The sequence below is a fragment of the Achromobacter sp. EG18 genome, from assembly GCF_059759395.1.
Window position 1 is genome coordinate 5,421,321 of sequence record NZ_CM186213.1, and the last position, 14,870, is coordinate 5,436,190.

General features: G+C 70.5%; 15 protein-coding genes. 7 read left to right on the plus strand and 8 right to left on the minus strand.

All coding sequences use genetic code 11. From position 1 onward, the window contains the following. Positions 1-26: 26 nt before the first annotated feature. The 3 genes from AC6CR5_RS25050 to AC6CR5_RS25060 are packed head-to-tail and all read right to left on the minus strand — an operon-like array spanning position 27 to position 3,132. Entirely contained in the window at positions 27-1,547 is a 1,521-nt protein-coding gene (locus AC6CR5_RS25050; protein ID WP_498085029.1) for a class I adenylate-forming enzyme family protein, read from the minus strand. Positions 1,548-1,564: 17 nt separating this feature from the next. Further along, positions 1,565-2,737 carry a thiolase family protein gene (locus AC6CR5_RS25055; RefSeq protein WP_054516349.1) on the minus strand — a complete coding sequence of 391 codons (1,173 nt, stop codon included), beginning with the start codon at positions 2,735-2,737 and terminating at the stop codon, positions 1,565-1,567. Continuing rightward, the gene (locus AC6CR5_RS25060) at positions 2,734-3,132 is read right to left on the minus strand and encodes a Zn-ribbon domain-containing OB-fold protein (protein WP_006388877.1); all 399 of its coding nucleotides are present in this window, start codon (positions 3,130-3,132) and stop codon (positions 2,734-2,736) included. The genes AC6CR5_RS25055 and AC6CR5_RS25060 overlap by 4 nt, the downstream gene beginning before the upstream one ends. A gap of 194 nt (positions 3,133-3,326) precedes the next feature. Between AC6CR5_RS25060 and AC6CR5_RS25065 the strand changes: the two genes are divergently transcribed. Genes AC6CR5_RS25065 through paaG form a run of 3 tightly spaced genes read left to right on the plus strand, consistent with a single transcriptional unit; the run spans position 3,327 to position 6,458 of the window. Continuing rightward, positions 3,327-4,517 carry an acyl-CoA dehydrogenase family protein gene (locus AC6CR5_RS25065; protein ID WP_006388878.1) on the plus strand — a complete coding sequence of 397 codons (1,191 nt, stop codon included), beginning with the start codon at positions 3,327-3,329 and terminating at the stop codon, positions 4,515-4,517. 31 nt (positions 4,518-4,548) lie between these two features. Further along, the gene (locus AC6CR5_RS25070) at positions 4,549-5,661 is read left to right on the plus strand and encodes an acyl-CoA dehydrogenase family protein (protein ID WP_238920181.1); all 1,113 of its coding nucleotides are present in this window, start codon (positions 4,549-4,551) and stop codon (positions 5,659-5,661) included. After that, positions 5,658-6,458, plus strand: a complete 801-nt coding sequence (gene paaG / locus AC6CR5_RS25075) for a 2-(1,2-epoxy-1,2-dihydrophenyl)acetyl-CoA isomerase PaaG (protein ID WP_047992602.1) — start codon at positions 5,658-5,660, stop codon at positions 6,456-6,458. Before AC6CR5_RS25070 ends, paaG begins: the two co-directional genes overlap by 4 nt. A 95-nt stretch (positions 6,459-6,553) precedes the next feature. Here the strand turns inward: paaG and AC6CR5_RS25080 are convergent, their stop codons facing one another. Continuing rightward, positions 6,554-7,447: a LysR family transcriptional regulator gene (locus tag AC6CR5_RS25080; RefSeq protein ID WP_006388881.1), complete on the minus strand. Its 894-nt coding sequence runs from the start codon at positions 7,445-7,447 to the stop codon at positions 6,554-6,556. Positions 7,448-7,583: 136 nt separating this feature from the next. Between AC6CR5_RS25080 and AC6CR5_RS25085 the strand changes: the two genes are divergently transcribed. From AC6CR5_RS25085 to AC6CR5_RS25100, 4 genes are read left to right on the plus strand one after another with little or no spacing between them, the layout of a single operon-like run. Further along, a complete protein-coding gene (locus AC6CR5_RS25085; RefSeq protein WP_049055671.1) occupies positions 7,584-8,414 on the plus strand; it encodes an HTD2 family dehydratase in 831 nt (276 codons plus the stop codon). Next, positions 8,411-9,604 carry a CaiB/BaiF CoA transferase family protein gene (locus AC6CR5_RS25090; protein ID WP_006388883.1) on the plus strand — a complete coding sequence of 398 codons (1,194 nt, stop codon included), beginning with the start codon at positions 8,411-8,413 and terminating at the stop codon, positions 9,602-9,604. The genes AC6CR5_RS25085 and AC6CR5_RS25090 overlap by 4 nt, the downstream gene beginning before the upstream one ends. Then, positions 9,601-10,434, plus strand: a complete 834-nt coding sequence (locus AC6CR5_RS25095) for an HpcH/HpaI aldolase/citrate lyase family protein (RefSeq protein ID WP_047992599.1) — start codon at positions 9,601-9,603, stop codon at positions 10,432-10,434. Before AC6CR5_RS25090 ends, AC6CR5_RS25095 begins: the two co-directional genes overlap by 4 nt. A 55-nt stretch (positions 10,435-10,489) precedes the next feature. Next, the gene (locus tag AC6CR5_RS25100; protein ID WP_049055672.1) at positions 10,490-11,386 is read left to right on the plus strand and encodes a sugar kinase; all 897 of its coding nucleotides are present in this window, start codon (positions 10,490-10,492) and stop codon (positions 11,384-11,386) included. A 66-nt stretch (positions 11,387-11,452) separates the two neighbouring features. On the opposite strand, the gene AC6CR5_RS25105 is transcribed toward AC6CR5_RS25100, so the two are convergent. From AC6CR5_RS25105 to hda, 4 genes are read right to left on the minus strand one after another with little or no spacing between them, the layout of a single operon-like run. Next, entirely contained in the window at positions 11,453-11,935 is a 483-nt protein-coding gene (locus AC6CR5_RS25105) for a 2-amino-4-hydroxy-6-hydroxymethyldihydropteridine diphosphokinase (RefSeq protein ID WP_020925063.1), read from the minus strand. Positions 11,936-11,939: 4 nt separating this feature from the next. Continuing rightward, positions 11,940-13,325, minus strand: a complete 1,386-nt coding sequence (pcnB, locus tag AC6CR5_RS25110) for a polynucleotide adenylyltransferase PcnB (RefSeq protein WP_020925062.1) — start codon at positions 13,323-13,325, stop codon at positions 11,940-11,942. Next, positions 13,326-14,024, minus strand: coding sequence for an HAD family hydrolase (locus tag AC6CR5_RS25115; RefSeq protein ID WP_047992596.1), 699 nt, complete (start codon positions 14,022-14,024; stop codon positions 13,326-13,328). Next, positions 14,021-14,722, minus strand: a complete 702-nt coding sequence (gene hda, locus AC6CR5_RS25120) for a DnaA regulatory inactivator Hda (RefSeq protein ID WP_006388889.1) — start codon at positions 14,720-14,722, stop codon at positions 14,021-14,023. The genes AC6CR5_RS25115 and hda overlap by 4 nt, the downstream gene beginning before the upstream one ends. Positions 14,723-14,870 lie beyond the last annotated feature (148 nt).

Here is a 14,870-nt window from a genome sequence, read left to right on the forward strand (position 1 = left end):
CGCGGAGCGGAACAGCGGGGCCGCGCCTACGCCAGCCTTTCTTTCAGCGGCTGCTTGAGGACCTTGCCGCTGACGGTGGTGGGAATCGTGTCGATGCAGTGGATCCGCGCCGGCCGCTTGTACGGCGCCAGCTGGGCGCGCAGGTGCAGCATCAGCAGATGGGTGTCCAGGCACGCGCCGGCCAGGGGTTCGACGAAGGCGATGACTTCCTCGTTGTGGTCTTCGGTGGGGCGGCCCACCACCGCCGACAGGCGCACGCCGGGAAAGGCGTTGATGACCGCCTCCACCTCGATCGGGTAGACGTTGAAGCCGGACCGGATGATCAGGTCCTTGGAGCGGCCGGCGATGTACAGCGCGCCGCGGTCGTCCAGGTAGCCGATGTCGCCGGTGTTGAGCCAGCCGCCAGGCAGCAGTGCCTGCGCGGTCTGCGCCGGGTCGCGGTAGTAGCCCAGCATCACGCCGGGGCCGCGGATCAGGATGTCGCCGCGTTCGCCCGGCCGTGGCGTGTCGGCATCGGGGCTGCCGATGCGCAACTGCACGCCGTCCACCGCGTAGCCGGCGCTGCAATCGGCCGGGGGCGCATCGATGTCGGTGATGAACATGGAGCCGGCGTACTCGGTGATGCCGTAGCCGTGGTGCATGGCGATACCGAAGTAGCGTTCGGCGTCGCGCTTGAGCGTCGGGTCGAGCGCCGCGCCGCCGGTGTAGAGATAGCGCAGCGCTGGCGCGCGCAATTCAGCGCGCGGCGGCGCGGCCGCCAGCATGCGGTTGAACATGGTCGGCACGCCCTGCAGGATGCTGACGCCGGGGTGGGCCAGCGCCTTGAAGGCATCCTCGGGATCGAAACGGCTGCGCAGCACCAGGCTGGCGCCGGCATGCAGCGTCGCCATCAGCACGGTGGCGATGCCGAAGATGTGCGACAGCGGCAGGGCGGCGTAGCCGATGTCCTGGGGCGTCAGGCGGCGCGACGCCGCGGAGACGCCGGCGAAGTGCAGCAGGCCGCGGTGCGGCACCATGACGCCCTTGGGCGCGCCGGTGGTGCCGGATGTGTAGATCACGGTGGCGACCTCGGCGGCCGGGGCGCCGGTTTCGGGTTGGGTCGGAGAATCCGCGCGCCGTGCCCGTACGCCAGGCCCCCAGGCGGCGGCATCGGCGGGTTGCGCTCCGGCCGCGTCGGCATGGGCGGCGGCGGCGCCGGAAACCCCGCTGGTGTAGAGCGTGATCTCGGGTTGGGCGTGGGCGCTGATGGCGGCGATTTCCCGCGCCGACAAGCGCGCGTTCACGCCAACCGGCCAGGCCCCGATGATGCCGCAGCCGAACAACGCGGCGATCATGGCGGCGCAGTTCTCGCCGACCATCAGCACCCGGTGGCCCGGCTTCACGCCCGCCGCCGCCAGCCAGCGCGCCGCGTCCTCGGCGCGCTGCCACAGTTGCGCATAGGTCAGGATGCCGCCGCCTTCCTCGTACAGGCAGATGGCGTCGGGCTGGCTGCCGGCCTGGCGGGCCAGCAGTTGGTGGATGCGGGTGAGCGGTTCGGCGTGCGACATGGTTGCTGCGGTCGGAATCAAAGCGTGGCGGCGGTGCCGAGGATGGCGGTGGCCTGGCTGGACAGCGTGCCGCCGTTGCCGTGCACCAGCGCCAGTTCGGCGTTGGCCACCTGGCGCGCGCCGGCCTCGCCGCGCAGCTGCCGCACGGCCTCGATCATGATGAAGACGCCGTACATGCCCGGATGCACGCAGCACAGGCCGCCGCCGTTGGTGTTGACCGGCAGCCGCCCGCCGGGCGCGATGGCGCCGCCGGCGATGAAGTCCTTGCTCTCGCCCTTGGCGCAGAAGCCCAGGTCTTCCAGGAACAGCAGGGTGTTGATGGTGAAGGCGTCGTACAGCTCGACCACGTCGATGTCCTGGGCCGAGACGCCCGCCATGGCATAGGCGCGGCGGCCCGATACGCTGGCGGCGGTGACGGTCAGGTCTTCCATCGACGAGATCTGCCGGTTCCAGACGGCGGTGGCGTTGCCCAGCACGTAGACCGGCGGGCGCGGCAGGTCGCGGGCGCGGTCGGCGCGCACCAGCACGTAGGCGCCGGCGCCGTCGGTGACCAGGCAGCAATCGCGCACGCTCAAGGGATCGGACACCATGCGCGCGGCCAGGATCTGCTCCAGCGTGGCCGGCTCGCGCAACTGCGCCTCGGGATTGAGCTGGGCCCACTGGTTGGCGGCCAGCGCGACCTGCGCCAGGTGTTCGCGGCGGGTGCCGTACTGGTGCATGTGGCGCGCCGCGGCCAGCGCATACGACGACAGCGGGCTCAACGGGTCGTACGGCGTCTCGTAGGGCTGCGGATCGAACTGCTTGCGCACGCGGCCGATCTCGGCGCGACTCAGCGTCGAGGTGCGCTGGGTGCTGCCATAGCAGACCAGCACCGCGTTGCATTGGCCCGAGGCCAGCGCGTGCAGCGCCGGCAGCAGGTGCGCCACGAAGCTGGAACCGCCCAGCATGGTGCTGTCGATGAAGCTGGGGCGGATGCCCAGGTGCTCGATGACCGGCATCGCCCACATCGGCGCGGCCACGCTGGCGGTGCAGAGGCCGTCGATGTCGCGCATCGACAGGCCGGCGTCGGCCACGGCGCGCTGTGCCGCCTGCACCAGGATTTCCATTTCGGTGTAGCCGTTGGCCTGGCCCAGGCCGGCATGGCCTACGCCCGCCACCGCGACGGCGCCGCGCAGATCGTTCAGCGTCATTGCGCCTCCTTGTTGGGAACAAAGACCAGCAGGCCGCGGCCTTCCGTCACGGCCACCTGGGCCCGCACCGCCATGCCGATGCGCACGGCGTCGGGCGCCACGCCCTCGACCCGGCTCATCAGGCGCACGCCCTCGGCCAGGTCGACCAGCGCCACGTTGTAGTCGCCGCCCGCCTCGGGCTTGCGCCGCACGGTGGTGGTGGAATAGACCGTGCCGCGCCCGTCCGGCGTGCGCCAGGACAACTGGTCCGCGCCGCAATGCGGGCAGATCATGCGGGGATAGAACACGGCGCGGTCGCAGGCGTCGCAGTGCTGGATCTGGAAGCGTCCCTGGTCGAGCGCCTGGCGGTATTGCGCCTCGGCGCCTTCGGCGGCGCGTGGGTCGGTTGCGGTCATTGCATGGGTTCCGGATGGACGAGCCGCCAGTGTCGGGGCTGGCGCCGGCCGGTGCCATTCTTCATTGCTGAAGCAGGCCTTTTGCCGGCCCGTAGTGCCCGTGCCCTACACCGAGGCAAAAGGCGGTCTTCCGCAACCGCAGATTGTCCGGCGCCGGGTCGGCATGGCTAGATAGCCGCCAAAGGAGGTAGGCCATGAATCTGACCTGGACGCCGGAGGAGATCCGGTTCCGCGAAATGGTGCGCGCGTTCGCCGCCGACCGGCTTCCGCGGGACATCCGCGACAAGGTGCGCCGGCATCAGCGGCTGGAACGCGACGACTATGTGCGCTGGCACAACATCCTGGCCGACCAGGGCTGGGGCGCGCCGAACTGGCCGGTCGAACACGGCGGCACCGGCTGGAACGCGCTGGAACGGCTGATCTTCGAAGTGGAATGCTTCAAGGCCGGCGCGCCGCGCCTGCTGCCGTTCGGCCTGTCCATGATCGGCCCGGTGCTGATGAAGTACGGCAGCGCCGAGCAGCAGGCGCGCTTCCTGCCGCGCATGCCGCGGGTGCAGGACTGGTGGTGCCAGGGCTATTCCGAGCCCGGCTCGGGGTCGGACCTGGCCTCGCTCAAGACCCGCGCGGTGCGCGATGGGGATGAATACGTGGTCAACGGCCAGAAGACCTGGACCACGCTGGCGCAGTACGCCGACTGGATGTTTTGCCTGGCGCGCACGGATCCCGACGCGCGCGCCCAGCGCGGCATCTCGATGCTGCTGCTGGACATGCGCGCGCCGGGCGTGACCGTTCGCCCGATCCGCACGCTCGACGGCGGCCATGATGTCAACGAAGTGTGGCTGGAGAACGTGCGGGTGCCCGTGGCCAACCTGGTGGGCGAGGAGAACCAGGGCTGGACGTACGCCAAGTACCTGCTGGGCCACGAACGCACCGGCATCGCCGGCCTGGGCCATTGCCATCGCGAACTCGGCATCCTCAAGGACATGGCCGCGCGCGCCACTTCGCGCGGCCGGCCGCTGCTGGCCGACAGCCGCATGCGCGACCGCATCTCGCGCATCGAGGTCGACATCATGGCGCTGGAAATGCTGCTGCTGCGCGTGGCCGCCAGCAACGGCGGCACGCCCGGCCCGGAGGCCTCGGTGCTCAAGATCCGGGGCTCCGAGATCCAGCAGGACCTGGCCATGCTGCAGATGGAAATCGCCGGCCCCGACGCCTGGCCGTACGACCCCGAATGGATGCTGGCCGATGCAGCCTATCACGGCCCCGGCCCGGAGATGGCGGCGGCCTCGGGCGCTGGCTATGCCGACATGCGCAAGACCTCGATCTACGGCGGCACCACCGAAGTGCAGAAGGGCATCATCGCCCGCCTGGTGCTGGGCCTGTAGGCCCGGCCCGCATCCGCAAGGAACACGACGCATGGATTTCCTCTATACCGAAGAACAGCGCATGCTGGCCGACAGCCTGCGCCGCCTGGTGGACCAGGCATGGACCCGCCCGCAGCGCCGCGCCCGCGAGGCCGCGGGCCGGCTCGATCCGGCGGCCTGGAGCGCGCTGGCCGAGCTGGGCGTGCTGGGCCTGAACGTCCCGCAAGAAGCGGGCGGCTTTGGCGAAGTGCCGGCCAGCCTGCTGCCGGTGCACCTGGAGCTGGGGCGCGGACTGGTGGCCGAGCCGGTGATTCCCAGCGCGGTGATGGGCGCGGCCCTGATCGGTGCCTGCGACGACAAGGCGCGTGACCGCTGGCTGCCGGACATCGCGTCGGGCGACAAGGTGGTCAGCGTGGCCTACCAGGAACCCGGGCGCCGCTATCAGGCCGATCCCGAGGGCTGCCGCGCGACGCGCAGCGGCGACGGCTGGCGGCTGGATGGCGCCAAGCACCTGGTGTGGCACGGCGCAGCGGCCCACGCCTGGCTGGTGAGCGCGCGCGGGGAAGACGGCGTCACGCTGCTGCTGGCGGTGCCGGCGGACGCCGCCGGGGTGCGCGTCACCGATACGCCAACGCTGGACGGCGCGCGCTGCGCCCGGCTCGATTTCGATGCCGTATCGCTTGGCGCCGATGCCCTGCTGGCGCAAGGCGAGGCGGCCGACGCGGCCTTGGCGCAGGCGTTGCAATGGGGCACGGCGGCGCTGTGCGCCCATGCGGCGGGCGCGATGGAACGGTTGCTGGAGATCACCGTCGACTATCTCAAGACGCGCAAGCAGTTCGGCCAGCCGCTGGCCGCGTTCCAGGCGCTGCAGCATCGCCTGGCCGAGATGCTGGTGGCCAAGGAACTGGCGCTGTCCATGGCCTATGTGGCCGTGGCCGCGCTGACCGAAGCGGACACGGCGCAGCGCCGCCGCATGCTGGCCTCGGCCAAGCTCGAAACCGCGCGCGCCGGCCGGCTGGTGGCGCAGATGGCGGTGCAGCTGCACGGCGGCATGGGCATGACGGACGAACTGGAGGTCGGCGATTACTTCAAGCGCCTGACGGTCGCGGACCTGCTGCTGGGCGACAGCGCCGAGCAACTGGCGGTGCTGGAGGAACTGGCATGAGCGCCGCCGACTATACCCAGATCACGTTCACCCTGGAGCAGGGCGTGGGCGTCATCACGCTCAACCGCCCCGAGCGCCTGAACAGCTTCACCGCGGTCATGCACGCCGAATTGGCGCGGGCGCTGGACGCGCTGCAAGCGCACGCCGGATTGCGCGGCGTGATCCTGACCGGCGCCGGCCGCGGCTTCTGCGCCGGCCAGGACCTGGGCGAGCGCAAGCCGGCAGAGGACGGCTCGCGCCGCGACCTGAGCGAGAACCTGGAAAAGCTGTACAAGCCGCTCATCATGCGGCTGCGCGCGCTGCCGGCGCCGGTGGTGTGCGTGATGAACGGCGTCGCGGCCGGCGCAGGCGCCAGCCTGGTGCTGGCGTGCGACGTGGTGTTCGCGGTGGAGTCGGCTCGCTTCATCCAGGCCTTCAGCAAGATCGGCCTGTTGCCGGACGCGGGCGGCACCTGGTTCCTGCCGCGCCTGGTGGGCACGGCGCGGGCCATGGGCGCGGCTCTGTTCGGCGAGGCCGTCAGCGCGCGCCAGGCCGAGGCGTGGGGGCTGATCTGGCGCGTCGTGCCGGACGCGGCGCTGGCGGCAACCCTGGCCGACGTGCGCGCCACGCTGGCGGCCGGACCCACCCGCGCCTATGCCGCCACCAAGGCCGCCCTGCATGCCTCCAGCGGCAACACGCTGGCGCAGCAGTTCGATCTGGAATGCGCCTTGCAGCGCGAACTGGGCTACACCGACGATTACCTGGAAGGCATGCGCGCCTTTGCGCAGAAGCGCGCGCCGGCGTTCACCGGACGCTAGGGCCCGCGGCGCGAGGCTCCTTGTCGTGTGAACAGCCTGCTGGACGTGGCGTCGCGGCCCGCGGGACGGCTGGGGCGCCTCCCGCCGCCAGCGCGTCACGCGGCCGCCGGCTGCCGGATCTGTTCGATCAGTTCGCGGGCGCAGCCGGGCAGGGCGTCGATATCGCGCACCAGCAGCTTGCGTTCGCGCACCACCCACGGCTCGTCCAGTTCCACCACCCGCAGCTTCATTTCCGCGCCATAGCGGCGCGCCGCCGAATCCGGGATCACGCCGACGCCGACGCCCGCCTGCACCATGCGGCAGATCGAGTCGAAGCTGTACAGCTGGATGCGCTGCGGCAGGCGCTGGCCGATGCGCTCGAGCTGGTCGCGCAGGAACGCCACCAGCGTCGAGCCTTCGTGCATGGTGATGAATGGATAGCGCACCGCGTCGGCCAGCTTGACCTTGTCCTGGTCCTGCAGGGGGTGGCCGTTGGGCACCACCAGCACCAGCCGGTCGGTGCTGAAATGGATGGTCTGCAATTCGGGGGCGTCGACCGGGCCGGCGACGATGCCCAGGTCGGTGGTGCCGTCCAGCACGCCGCGCACGATGTCACGGGTCAGGCGTTCCTGCAGGTCGACCGTGACGCCGGGATGGCCCGCCAGGAAGCGCGCCAGGATGTCGGGCATGAATTCCGTCACTGCCGTGGTATTGGCGAAAATGCGGATGTGGCCGGCGTCGCCGTCGGCCTGTTCCTGGAAGTCGTGCTTCAGGTGGTCGACCTGGCGCATGATGACCCGCGCATGCTGCAACAGCCGCTGGCCGGCCGGGGTGATTTCCACGCCGCGGCTGTCGCGGTACAACAGGCGGGTATTGAGCTGGTTCTCCAGCGCCTTGATCCGCACGCTGACGGCGGCCAGCGACAGGTGCGCCCGCTTGGCGGCCTGCGTCAGGCTGGGGGATTCGGCGATGTGGATGAACAGGCGGAGGTCGGCGAGATCGAAGTGCATGGCGCCTATATTACGGCGGCCGGCGCCGGGCGCACGATTCAGGCGCCCCAAACCCGGCCTTGAGTAAAAATGAATTCACAGCGCCCGCGCCATGCGGGATGCTAGCCGCCAGGACATTTACCAAAGGAATATCGGCATGACATCGACAGACCCGGCCGGCTGGATCGGCAGCGGCGAGCGCCAGGCGGACGCGCTGGACCCTGGCCATGCGGCGCGCATCGCCGCCACGCTGGGCGGCCCCGCGCCCGCCGTGGGCGACCCCTTGCCCCCCTTGTGGCAGTGGGCGTTCTTCATCAGCACGGTCGCGGCCGACGGATTGGGGACGGATGGGCACCCGGCTCGCGGCGGCTTCCTGCCGCCGGCGCAGGACCGCAACCGCATGTGGGCCGGCGGCCGCGTCGAATTCCGCCAGCCGCTTCGGGTGGGCGTGCCGGCCGAACGGGTCTCGGTGGTGGCCGACGTCAAGGAAAAGGCCGGCCGCACCGGCGCGCTGCTGTTCGTGACGGTGCGCCACGAATACCGCCAGGACGGCGAGGTGGCCATCCTGGAAGAGCAGGACATCGTCTACCGCCAGCCCACGCCGCCCAAGCTCACCGGCACCGAGCCGGCGCCGCAGGCCCACTGGCGCGACACCATCGAACCCACCTCGGTGCTGCTGTTCCGCTATTCCGCCGTGACCTTCAACGGCCACCGCATCCACTACGACCATCCCTACGTCACCGGCACCGAAGGCTATCCGGGCCTGGTGGTGCACGGCCCCTTGATCGCCACCGAGATGGTCGCCGCCTTCCTGCGCGCCCACCCCGGCGCGCGTCCCACGCACCTGTCGTACCGCGGCCTGCGGCCGCTGATTTCACCCACGCCTTTCCAGGTGGCCGGCCGGGTCGAGGAACCGGGCCTGGCCCGGCTCTGGGCCGAGCAGGACGGCACGCTGGCCCACCAGGCCGAACTGAGGTTCACCGCATGAGCACGCCAGCCCCCCGCCCGCTGGACGGCATCACCGTCGTCAGCCTCGAGCACGCCATCGCCGCGCCGTTCTGCACCCGCCAGCTGGCGGACATGGGCGCGCGCGTCATCAAGATCGAACGCCCCGGCGCGGGCGACTTCGCCCGCGGCTACGACGAGCGCGTGCGCGGCCTGTCGTCGCACTTCGTCTGGACCAACCGTTCCAAGGAAAGCCTGACGCTGGACCTCAAGCGCGACGAAGCCGGCGACATCATGGAACGCCTGCTGCAACAGGCCGACGTGCTGGTGCAGAACCTGGCCCCCGGCGCCGCGGCGCGCCTGGGGCTGTCGTTCGAGGCGCTGCACGCCAAGTATCCGCGCCTGATCGTCTGCGACATCTCCGGCTATGGCGAAGGCGGTCCCTACCAGGACAAGAAGGCCTACGACCTGCTGATTCAGAGCGAAAGCGGCTTCCTGTCGGTCACCGGCACCGCCGACGACCCGGTCAAGGCCGGCTGCTCCATCGCCGACATCTCGGCCGGCATGTACGCCTATTCCGCCATCCTCAACGCGCTGCTGCTGCGCCAGAAGACCGGCCTGGGCAGCCGCCTGGACGTCTCCATGCTCGAAAGCATGGTCGAGTGGATGGGCTTCCCGATGTACTACGCGTTCGAGGGCGCCAAGCCGCCGGTGCGCGCCGGCGCGGCCCACGCCTCGATCTACCCGTACGGCCCGTTCCCCACCGGCGACGGCAACACCATCATGCTGGGCTTGCAGAACGAACGCGAATGGCGCGTGTTCTGCGCCCAGGTGCTGCGCCAGGCCGAACTGGCCGAGGACCCGCGCTTCGCCACCAATTCGCTGCGCACCGCCAATCGCGAGGCCCTGCGCGCGCTGATCGTGGCGGCCTTCGCCGACCTCAGCGTGCAGCAGGTCACCGACCGGCTGGAGGACGCGCAGATCGCCAACGCCCGCGTCAACGACATGGCCGGGGTCTGGGCCCACCCGCAATTGCGGGCGCGCGATCGCTGGAGCCAGGTCGACAGCCCGGCCGGCACGCTGCCGGCGCTGCTGCCGCCGGCCAGCAGCAACGCCTTCGCGCCGCGCATGGCGGCGGTGCCCGCCGTGGGCGAGAACACGGATGCGGTGCTAGCATCATTGGGATACGCGCCCGAACAGGTGGCGCGATTCCATGCTTCGGAGGTGGTGTGATGCATTCCGTCGTTCGTACCGCGCTGTTCGTGCCGGCCTCCCGTGCCGAACGCATCCCCAAGGCCCTGGCCAGCGGCGCCGACGCCGTCATCGTCGACCTGGAAGACGCGGTCGAGCACCTGGCCAAGGCCTCGGCGCGCGAAGCGCTCTGTGACTTCCTGGGCACCCAGCCGCAGGCGCGGGTCTGGGTGCGCATCAACGACGCCTCCACCTCGTGGCACGACGACGACCTGAAGGCCTGCCGCGGCAAGCCCGCGGTGGCCGGCATCCTGCTGCCCAAGGCCGAAAGCCTGGCGCAGGTGCGCCACGTGGCGCAGACCGGGCTGCCGGTCATCCCCATCCTGGAAACCGCGCGCGGCATCCTCAATGCCGCCGAGGTCGCGGGCACGCCCGGCGTGGCGCGGCTGGCGTTCGGCAGCCTCGACTATGGCCTGGACCTGGGCGTGGCGCCGGACACGGCCGGCGCCGAGACCGTGCTGGACCAGGCCCGCGTGCAGGTGCTGCTGCATACCCGGTCCGCCGGCCTGGCGCCGGCGCTGGACGGCGTGTTCCCGGGCGTGGAGGACCAGGACGGCCTGTCCGCCGCCGCCGCGCGCGCGCTGCAGATGGGATTCGGCGGCATGCTGTGCATCCATCCCGCGCAGGTGCCGGTGATCCACGCCGCCTTCGCGCCCGATCCGGCCGAGCTTGCCTGGGCCCGCCGCGTGGTCGACGCGCATCGCGACAAGGCCGCCGGCACCTTCATGCTCGACGGCAAGATGGTGGACGCGCCCGTCATCACCCGCGCCCGCCGCGTGCTGGCGCAGGCCGGCGAAGCCAGCGCCGGTTGATCCCGTCCGGCGTTGTCCGGCCTACAATCCGGCAACCCTTTCCGCGGACGGTCTCATGAGTGCAGCGCTTTTCATCGGGCATACCTACATCGACGTCACCGTGCTGGCCGACGAATGGCCCACCGGCGACGAGAAAAGCGTGGCGCGCGACTACGCCGTGTCGTTCGGCGGCAATGCCGTCACCGCGGCATTCGCCTGCGGCAGGCTGGGCACGAAGCCCGACCTGATCTGCTCGCTGGCGCCGGACTGGCTCGGCCACATGTACACCGACATGGCGGCCGCGCACGGCGTCACGCTGCACGGGCGCCAGGTGCGGCGCTCGTCGCTGTCGTTCATCATGCCCAACCATGGCAAGCGCGCCATCGTGCGGGCGCGCGATGCCGACTACCTGAACGATTTCCCGCGCCTGGACGTCAGCGGCTACCGCGCGCTGCATCTGGACGGCCACCAGCCCGACGCCGCGCTGCACTATGCGCGCGCCTGCCGCCAGGCCGGCATCCTGACCTCCCTCGATGGCGGCGGCGTGCGAGAGAACACCGACGAACTGCTGCGCCACATCGACGTGGCCGTCTGCGCCGAACGCATGTGCGAGCAGCTGGACCTGTCGCCGCATGGCTTGCTGGACCTGCTGAAACAGCGAGGCTGCCGCATCGGGGCGGTGACGCTGGGCGAGCGCGGCATGCTCTGGTACGACGAAACCGGCGCGGTCGACACGCTGCCGTCGCTGGACGTGCCGGCCGACCGCATCATCGATACCTCCGGCGCGGGCGACGTGTTCCACGGCGCCTATGTCTGGTCGTACGTCAACCGGCCCGAGCTGGCCTGGAAGGAACACTTCACCTTCGCCCGCGCCGCCTCGGCGCACAAGATCCAGCACCTGGGCAACGAGGCCGGACTGCCCGGCGTGGACGACGTCGAACGCGCCATGCTGGCGTTCGCGCCCAAGGCGTGACGCGGCCGCAGGGCCGATATTCAAGGTAATCAGGAAGGCGGCGGCAACCGTGCCGCCTGGCGCTGTTCAGTCCAGCCGTTCGATCGGCTGGTCGGTGATGTCGCCGAGCCAGGCGTCGAGGCCGCGGCCGGCCAGCGTCAGCGTCGGCGCCAGGTCGCGCAGCGGACGCAGCACGAAAGCGCGCAACTGCATGCGCGGGTGCGGCAGGACCAGGCGCTCATGCGCCATGGCGGCGTCGCCATGCAGCAGCAGGTCCAGGTCGAGGGTGCGCGGCGCGTTGCGGTAGGGCCGCTCACGGCCATGGCGCAATTCCAGCGCCTGCAGCAGGTCCAGCAGGTCGAGAGGCGCCAGCGTGGTGTCCAGCGCGGCGACCGCGTTGACGAAGTCCGGGCCGGTGGCGTCCACCGGCGCCGTGCGGTAGAACGGCGAGGCCGTCACCGCGATGATGCCGTCGGTGGCGGCCAGCTCGGCCAGCACGCTGCGCAGCGTTGCCGCGCTGTCGCCCAGGTTGGCGCCCAGCCCGATGTAGGCGCGCACGGGGGCGGCCATGGCTTTATTCGGCGCCGCCGGCACTGCCCGCGGCGCTGCCCGCGCCACGCGAGGACGAGCGGCGGCGCGGCCGGCGCTTGCGCGCCGATGGCGCCGGGCCGTCGCTGGCGTCGCGCGGCAGGCGCGAGACTTCCTCGATCATGTCGGCGCGGGTGGCATCGTCGGCGTTGGCCAGGTCCATCCACCACTGCGCCAGCACGCTGTCGAACTCGCCGGCGGCGGCGCGCAGCTGCAGGAAGTCGCAGGCGGCTCGGAAGCGCGGCTGCTCGATCATGCGGAAGATGGTCTTGCCCATGCGGCGCTCGAAGCGCGGCTGCATGAACCAGATCTCGCGCATGTCCGACGAGAAGCGGCGCTGGATCGCGAGCTTCTCGGTCTGCTCGTCGAGCACTGAGTCGGCGGCCTGGGACAGCGCCGGGATGGTGTGTTCGCCCTGGGCGCGCAGCTGCTTCCAGCGCACCTCCACCTGCTGCCACAGCAGCGCGGCGAACAGGAAGCTGGGGCTGATGGTCTTGCCGGCGCGCACGCGGGCGTCGGTGCGTTCCAGCGCCAGTTCCACGAAGTGCTCGCCGCCCGGCTGCTCCAGCACCACGTCCAGCAGCGGCAGCAGGCCGTTGTGCAGGCCGTCGGCGCGCAGCTGCCGCAGGCAGTCCATGGCGTGGCCGCAGGTCAGCAGCTTGAGCATCTCGTCGAACAGGCGCGAGGCCGGCACGTTCTCGATCAGGTCGGCCATGGTGCGGATCGGCTGGCGCGTGGCCGGGTCGATCGTGCCGTTCAGCTTGGCGGCGAAACGCACCGCGCGCAGCATGCGCACCGGATCTTCGCGGTAGCGCTTGGCCGGGTCGCCGATCATGCGGATCTGGCGCTTTTTCAGGTCGGCCACGCCGTTGTGGAAGTCGATGACTTCCTCGTTGTGCGGGTCGTAGTACAGCGCGTTCATGGTGAAGTCGCGGCGCGCCGCGTCTTCCTCGTGCGTGCCGAACACGTTGTCGCGCAGGATGCGGCCGTGCGCGTCGGTTTCCTGGTCTTCCGAGGCGGGCGCGCGGAAGGTGGAGGTCTCGATGATTTCCTGGCCGAACACCACGTGCACCAGCTGGAAGCGGCGGCCGATGATGCGGGCGCGGCGGAACAGCGGGCGGATCTGCTCGGGCGTGGCATTGGTGGCGACGTCGAAGTCCTTGGGTTCCAGGCCGACGATCAGGTCGCGCACCGCGCCGCCGACGATATAGGCTTCATAGCCATGCTGGCGCAGCACCTCGCATACCTTGATGGCGTGGCGCGAGACGTTGCGGCGGTCGATGCCGTGCTTGTCGCGTCCGATGCGCAAAGGCCCCCGGGCTGCCGGCGCGAACAGTCGGCCGACGAATTTTTTTATGGTTTCGGTGATCATTTAGGACTTGGCATCCATGACGTGGTCGAACAGATCGATCACTTGCCAGCCGCGTTCCTGCGCGATGGCGCGCAGGGCGGGGCTGGGGTTGGCGGCGATCGGGCGGGTCACCTTTTCGAGCAGCGGGACATCGTTGACCGAATCACTATAGAAAAACGATTCGGGGAAATCCGCAAGCCCCAGGCCCATGGCCGCCAGCCAGTCGTTGACGCGCACGACCTTGCCTTCCTTGAAGCTGGGGGTGCCGAGGATGCGGCCGGTGTAGCGGCCGCGCTGGACTTCGGCGTCGGTGGCCACCAGGTGGGGGATGCCGAAGGCGCGGGCGATGGGGGCGGTGACGAAACTGTTGGTGGCGGTGACCACGGCGCACAGATCACCCGCCATCAGGTGCGATTCGACCAGCGCGCGCGCGGCGGGCGTGATCGACGGGCGGATGACCTCGGCCATGAAATCCTCGTGCCAGGCGGCCAGCTCGAACGGCGCGTGCGCCGCCAGCAGTCCCAGCATGAACTCGGCTGCCTGCTCGGCGGTGAGCTCGCCGCGATTGTAGCGGTCCATCAGGTCGTCGTTCTGGCGGCGGGCCTCGGCGGGATCGCCGGCGCGGCCGGTGCGCGCCAGGTAGTCGGCCCATTGGTAGTCGCTGTCCAGCGGCAGCAGGGTGTGATCCAGGTCGAACAGGGCGAGACGTCGGGAGGTCATGTGCGTTGCGAATCGGGGTCTGCGAGCATGGCGCGCAGCAGGGGCAGAGTGATGGGACGGCCGGTGGCCAGGGAGTAGCGGTCCAGCGCGTCCAGCAACGCCGCCAGCTTGCGGATGTCGCGCTCGTGGTGCGTCAACATCCAGTTGATGATTTCGGGCGCCAGGTGCAGGCCGCGTTCGGCCGCCTGGGCCGCCAGCGCCGCCAGCTTGTCGGCGTCGGAAAGGGGATCGAGGCGGAACACCAGGTCCCAGCCCAGCCGGGTGCGCAGGTCTTCGCGCAGCGGCATCGACAGCGTCGAGCGGTCGCCGGCCACGGCCAGCGCGAAGGCGCGGCCGGTGGCGGCGGATTCGCGCCAGCGGTTGTACAGGGCAAAGAGGCCCGCCTGGCGATGCTCGTCCATGAGATGCACGTCGTCCACCGCCACGAACTTGGGCATGGGCGACTTGGAATCGGCCTCGGCCAGCACGCGCAGGATGTTGGCGCTGTTGGCCGCTTCGATGTAGACGGCGTCGGGGCGCGCGGTCAGCGCGCGCAGCAGATGGCTGCGGCCGCAGCCGGCCGAGCCCCAGATGTACAGCGCGCGACCGGGAGCGAGCGTGCGCACGGCCGCCAGCGCCTCTCCGTTGGGACCGGCGATGAAATTGTTCAGCGAGGGCGCTGGCGCGGGAAGAACGTCGAGCAGCAGCTGGCGGTTCATGAGAGGTTATCGATCAGGCGGGTAGAGCCAGGCTCCGGGGTGAGCCCATGGCCGGCGGCGGCGTTGCCCGCCAGAAACTGGCAAAATCGCTATCGGCCAACCCTACACTTTAAACCACCCGGGGCGCCGGTGTCGCGTCCGAGCCCTT